At 53.2% G+C, this 5834-nt stretch carries 6 protein-coding genes; 2 read left to right on the plus strand and 4 right to left on the minus strand.

Annotation, left to right across the window (positions count from 1 at the left end):
• On the plus strand, window positions 1–246 hold a 246-nt coding region (locus KDX37_RS28535; protein WP_231656544.1), incomplete at its 5' end, for a hypothetical protein.
• 80 nt (window positions 247–326) lie between these two features.
• On the opposite strand, the gene KDX37_RS28540 is transcribed toward KDX37_RS28535, so the two are convergent.
• The 4 genes from KDX37_RS28540 to KDX37_RS28560 form a co-directional block, all read right to left on the minus strand.
• Entirely contained in the window at window positions 327–866 is a 540-nt protein-coding gene (locus tag KDX37_RS28540) for a P-loop NTPase family protein (protein ID WP_231656545.1), read from the minus strand.
• A 122-nt stretch (window positions 867–988) separates the two neighbouring features.
• The gene (locus tag KDX37_RS28545) at window positions 989–1765 is read right to left on the minus strand and encodes a hypothetical protein (RefSeq protein WP_231656546.1); all 777 of its coding nucleotides are present in this window, start codon (window positions 1763–1765) and stop codon (window positions 989–991) included.
• 155 nt (window positions 1766–1920) lie between these two features.
• The gene (locus tag KDX37_RS28550) at window positions 1921–2232 is read right to left on the minus strand and encodes a cupin domain-containing protein (RefSeq protein ID WP_231656547.1); all 312 of its coding nucleotides are present in this window, start codon (window positions 2230–2232) and stop codon (window positions 1921–1923) included.
• A 262-nt stretch (window positions 2233–2494) separates the two neighbouring features.
• Entirely contained in the window at window positions 2495–3145 is a 651-nt protein-coding gene (locus KDX37_RS28560) for a hypothetical protein (RefSeq protein WP_231656549.1), read from the minus strand.
• Window positions 3146–3933: 788 nt separating this feature from the next.
• On the opposite strand from KDX37_RS28560, the gene KDX37_RS28565 reads away from it, so the two are divergent.
• Window positions 3934–5796, plus strand: a complete 1863-nt coding sequence (locus tag KDX37_RS28565) for an alpha/beta hydrolase domain-containing protein (protein ID WP_231656548.1) — start codon at window positions 3934–3936, stop codon at window positions 5794–5796.
• Window positions 5797–5834: the final 38 nt, after the last annotated feature.

The raw sequence follows: 5834 nt of genomic DNA on the forward strand, positions 1-5834 counted from the left end.
GGATTACGAAGCCTTGCTGCCGTGGAACTGCGAACCTCGACTTCACAGCTAAGCGCTTTACCTATCTTTAGCCAAGTGGGGTTTATGGAGCGCTTACGATACTTCATGTTTGTGGATCTGAAATTCGAGGGCAAACCGGGGCAAAAAATCATCGCACGGTCGCAGTATATCGGGCTCAACCGCTTGCAGATCTGGCTGGAGGATGCTGCCACGGGTGAAAGGATCAGTCAGGACGCGCGCTATTAGGACACCGGTGTCTGCTGGCTATCGGCCAAAAGCTGCCGCTTGCAACAGGCGACTTCCCAACTGAAGCAATCAACCGTCAATCAATATCGCGGAACCTGGCCAGTCGAACATTCGATGCTCTCGAGAAAATCCCTGGTATCCCGATTAGACCGCAGGCTAACGACGCGGCAAGTTGATGGCGCAGTCGTCACGAGTTGCTGCATCTTGACCCGGGCTGACTTTTTCGTGCGCCACATGAATCTGAAAAACTCTGGCAGATTCGCCAGCAGTTCGGGGCAGTTTTCCGGCAAGTCAGGCCGAGACCGCCCGCGCTGAAGCAGCGTTCTGAGCAGTACGCGCCAGAATCGAAGCGTCGCCGAACGATCAATCCATATCACAAGATCTGCGCGGGCGATCCGATTGGCCCAAGTGGTTGAATGCCCGCCTTCGAATATCCAGCGATCACGGCCCTCGACCTCGTGACAAAGCTGTGTCTTCTCATCCCGGCTTCGCTCGACCCACCCAGGCTGCCAGTGGATGGTGTCTATGTGAACAACTGGCAGGCCCGTACGCAGGCCAAGCATACGCGCCAAAGTGCTTTTGCCCGACCCAGGCTGACCCACAATCATCACCCGTTGCATCGAAGCTCCTTCTCGCTAGGCACGCCGTTTTTTGGGGGTGGCGATTTTACGTCAACGCGTCACTCCGTCAACAACGCCGAGGGAGCATTTTCGACAAGCTCAATCATGGGTGCGCTCTGTACTCAAGCCGAATCTGCACCCGTGTCATCAAACGTCTGCTTATCGAGATTCAGGACCTTGTTCATCACGTCCTGAGCACTGCCCGCGCCCTCTGCGGTATGGGTCTTGTAGTTGAAGTCGAGCGCTATCCAACCCTGCAACTTCACCTCATAACTATCAGAATATTGTGCCTGCTCAACAGCGGGTAAACCCTTGTAGTGTTCAAGCGCAGCAGCAAAGAAATTCGTCAGTTTTCCGGTTCCGTTATATTCCGCCATCGCATTGGCAACAACTTTCTGCCGCCACGCAGATTCCTGATCGAATGACTCTTTCCACGCCGCACGGCGCTCATTGGTCGTAAAACTCCCACTGTCATCATAGATAATCACTGAGAGCTGATCGCTAGACATACCGGCAAATGGGTTTTTACCGCTGCCATTGACGAATTGCGTTGCGTTTTCCGCACGTGCCAATAACTCAGGGTCCTGAGTGTCAGGCACTTCAGCATCATTGGCTTTTTTGTTGGCAAAATAACCATCACCGGCAACCTTGCCCAAGAGTTCACTCGCTTTCGCGCCAAGCTCTTTTCTGCTTAAGCTCAAGTCCCTTGCCGCGGCACGCTCGGCACTCTCACTCAACTGCAGAGAGAGCGAGGAAAGGCTACTGGAATCTTGCTGACTGCCAGCAGCAACATTTTCAGTTGTCACCTGACTTTTCGTCAGCCATTCATTTTGGCTCACTGTCACATTGGAAACCTGCGTGCCAGAAAGTGTATTTGAGTTTTTTATTGAAATGACCAATTCAACGCCCTCCCTGTTATTAGCAGCTATCGTCCGTGGATCTGTCAGAACTCTGGCTTTCTATAGCTGAACGAACTCAACGCCATCGCGTTCTTGCGCGAGGATATGCCACCAAAACGCTCAATACTGGGCAGGGTAGCTGCGGTGGAGTCGACTCAAACGCTGCCCTCACGTTCTATCGCCAGAATCCGTGCTTCTCCACGAGGATGCGCAACATGTTCGCATCCAATCCCTGCGAAAAACACGTCGCCAACCGCCAATGTCACGATGCGCTCGATGTTTGACTCGCGGTAATGCATATCTACCGTGCCGTCGAGGACTGCGAAAACTTCCTCACCATCGTTGACATGCCACTTGTATGGCTGGTCGGTCCAATGCAGGCGGACAGTGGTCCCATCCATGTCAGCGATGTCGTCAGCCCCCCAGGCGCGAGTGGCGGTGAAATCTTTGCTACGAATAACTCTCATTGATCGCGATTCCCGGACAGGTGGTATTTTCTATCAATCTACCAGAACCTCTGCCCCGCCACTGCTGGCCGAAAGAAAGAACTGGCCTGTACGGCACACAGTGAGACGTTCATCTATCTGTAGCAAGGCGATGAACCTGCGAGCGGTTCAGTTGCTGCTCGACCATACGAAGCTGGAAAGCACCGCTGGATATCTGAGGGTTGAGCTCGATTACTGGTCCCCCAGGTTGAAGCCAGCACAGCGCTACATCTGGGGGGACCATTCACTCATTTCTGACCTGTTTGAGCCAGTTCCAGAAAGGATCACTGGATTCATGCGCATCCATGCTTGTTGTGCTGACGATGAGTTCCGATGCGCGTGCCGGAATGCCGAGGCCAAGCGTGCATTCCACGTAGTCTCGCAAAGCTCTCGGTGGTGCTGGGTAGTCATCATCCCTGTACTGTTGCTCCCGCAGTTCGCACGGCGTTCTCGTAAACTCCTCTGCCCAGCAGTGCTCGTTGTAACCGATAGCCAGTAAGCGAATCAGGTCTTCCACATTATTGGTCAAGACGCAGAGCATGTCTGATCCGGAGCCAGAACCAAGATGGACTATTCGCTGCTGATCATGGTCGTCAAGCCACAATCCAGCCCACGATCCATCGCCACCAGTCCTCAGGAATATTGATAGCCGCTCGTTTACTCCGGGATCTTCGCAGGCAGTCCATCGGGCAGTATCGGCGTGTTCCGGAACGTGAAAGGCGGTGATAGCGCTGTTGCTGTATTCAGGTTCGGGATGCAAGGTCATGTAGCGGCCACCAGTCCTGTAATGGCGGACACAGCCCAGGGCTTCCAGAAACTCCATAGTCTGTCGCAATACCGGAGGTAGCGGATTCCTTGCCGGGAACGCGGCTACCAATTCTCTGATAAAGCTCATGCTTTTCCTCAACATCGTCTCAAGCGAGGGTTGTGAGTGGATGCAGAATTGCGATCCTGGGGTATATCACGGTGCGCGGTGCATCGCCTGCTTCTGGCCGATACAAGCCTGCCACGGCAGGCCGCCGGGCCTCGTTGATTGGCTCGGAGTCTTGGATGTTTACGCTAATAGCTGGATAAAGAGTGGTGTACGCAGCAGAATCGGTACTAATCCTGTTCGATAATCGAACATTAAATAGTTGGCTCTATTGCACCAATATAACAACAAACCGTATTGGCCCGATCTGCTTAATCACTGATTGATAAAGGATTTATCTTGTCAGGTATTGCTGAGTGAGATTCCGATGACCGACAGGGATCAGCACACTGGGCTGGACATAACGAACTGGTTGGTACAATTTGCCCCTCAAGCTTCCTGCTTGGCATCAACGAATCAAAACAAAAAGCAGAGGAATAATGATGATTAAGCTCCGATTATCTAGCACTCCCCTTGATGCGTATCTCCTTTCTCTTGATAGCCTGACGTGGTTCCAACAGGCTATGGGCGAACACAGTTATCTTGAGCTTCGACAGCACGCATAGTCGTTTAGGCTGCGGTCCTGCGTCTGCCTTGATATAGCGTTGCGCTGTACCTTCATAAGAAAACCCGAGGGCGGTACTTTCCAGCGCCTGATGGCACGGCATGTCGTTATCAGGGAAGACTCCATTGCATAAATAAGCTTCCGCTCTCGCTTCCGGGGCTTGGCCAGCCAATGTTTCGTGTCTTCAAATCGAATCAAGGAATTTCCAATGCCTGATTTTTATAGTGAGCGCCGTATGGGCAAAACGGCGTTCCTTACACTGACGCTTCTGACGGTTGCGAGTTGTGGAACGAGCCAGAAACCGAAACAGGAGATGGTCTCTGTCAACGCGCTTGCCCCGCCGGAGTTGGCTGCTTCCTGCACCATCAGTACCTCTCGAATTGAATCTTTGGTGGTAAAGAAGACTGGCCTGGCTTTTAGCGGCGTCATGTTTGGTGACGTCGGGTCCTATACCTATTATCTTGCCGAGGCCACCGGCAAAGTTGACGTGAACGATCCTTGCGCAGCGACCATCGTTGATTTGAAAGCGGGTGGCGATGACAGCGGAACTGCAACCTACACCTTCGATGTGGTCATTCTGAAGCCCACGGATTCGGCTAAAGTCAGCGGCACTTTGTTATACGAGGTGGTGAATCGAGGGAGGACCATCGCTCTTGCTGCGTTGCAGGACAGCGACCCAATGAACATCTACGATGCCGTCAGGCCCGTCATGCCTGCCACGGGCAATGATGTAGTGCAGGGTAAAGGTGCCGGCAACGCATTCCTGCTCAATCAAGGCGTGACGATTGTACTGTCCGGATGGCAAGGGGACCGACCGCAGGCGCTTGGCGTTGCCGAACCCGATGGCATATCAGCGAGTAATCGCTCGCCACTTCTTGGAATGACCGTGCCTGTCGCGAACGCACAGAACGGCAAGCAACGAATCACTGGTGTGGTGCAGGATGAGTTTATTGCTGACAGCGATAAGGGGAACCTGCTGGGGACCTACTATAAGCGAGTTCCTGAGACCCCTGCGACATTGACCGTCCGCAAGACTCCATTGTCTTCTCCGATCGAAGTGTCGTCCAAATTCTGGAAATACGTGCCTGGAACAGGTACTGGTGAAGGCGGCTCCACTGGAGCAACCGGTTATGGCCACGTAGAGATCGACAGAGAACAACTGAGGGCCGATCCTCGATACATCAATGCCCTGGACGCCGGTCGTGACAACGGGTCGATTTACCACTTCAACTACACGGCAATGGATCCCAGAGTCATGGGGTTGGGGTTTCTCGCGACACGTGATCTGATCTCATTTTTACGTTATGAACGGGTTGACGTGGCGGGCAATAAAAACCCGTTAACGGGGGAAGTGAAAACAACCATTGCAACCGGTATCTCGCAATCGGGTCGATATTTAAGAGATTTTCTATGGCAGGGCTTCAATGCGGACGCCAGGAATCGCCCTGTTTTCGATGGCATCCTGCCGCTCGTCGGCGGTTCACGCAAAACGTACACTAACTACCGATGGGCGAAACCGGGAGATTATTCCCGTCAGCATGAAACGCATTTTACGCCGGGTGACCAGTTTCCCTTTGCATACGAGACGACTACAGATCCTCTGACAAACAAGACTGACGGTCTTCTGAAGAAATGCGCCGAAACCCATACATGCCCGAAGGTGGTTCAGTATGACAGTCCTATCGAGGCAAACGGTGCTCGAACGTCGTTGCTTGTAACTGATGGCGCAGGCCACGATATTCCAACCCCGGACAGCGTACGGCTGTTCTACGCCCCAGGCACGCAACATACGCCTGTGTCGGCTTTTAGTGCTGCATATGCTCAGCCCGATTATTCGGTAGACAGGAAAGTTTCGGCCACAGAGCCTTCGGCAACGCCTGGGTCTTTAGTGTCCAGCACTGCCATGTACCGCGCATTACTTCATAACCTCACCGGATGGGTGCAAGGAACCGCCAAGCCTCTGGAAAGTCGCTATCCATCAGTGATCGATGGAACATTTGTCAAACAAACGTATGCGTCCGGCCAAGTCATCTACCCAGCCCCGCAAAGCCAAGACATGGTGTGCACTTAAATTTAAGTGGGCACCAGCTCTAGCCTTTTAAGCGGGTA

It is taken from the genome of Pseudomonas californiensis (assembly GCF_021147775.1).
Taxonomy (GTDB): domain Bacteria; phylum Pseudomonadota; class Gammaproteobacteria; order Pseudomonadales; family Pseudomonadaceae; genus Aquipseudomonas; species Aquipseudomonas californiensis.

Bases quoted from the DNA above. Each gene is read 5' to 3' on its own strand.
- KDX37_RS28540 (WP_231656545.1), bottom strand. From the start codon at position 866: ATGCAACGGGTGATGATTGTGGGTCAGCCTGGGTCGGGCAAAAGCACT.
- KDX37_RS28550 (WP_231656547.1), bottom strand. From the start codon at position 2,232: ATGAGAGTTATTCGTAGCAAAGATTTCACCGCCACTCGCGCCTGGGGG.
- KDX37_RS28560 (WP_231656549.1), bottom strand. From the start codon at position 3,145: ATGAGCTTTATCAGAGAATTGGTAGCCGCGTTCCCGGCAAGGAATCCG.
- KDX37_RS28565 (WP_231656548.1), top strand. From the start codon at position 3,934: ATGCCTGATTTTTATAGTGAGCGCCGTATGGGCAAAACGGCGTTCCTT.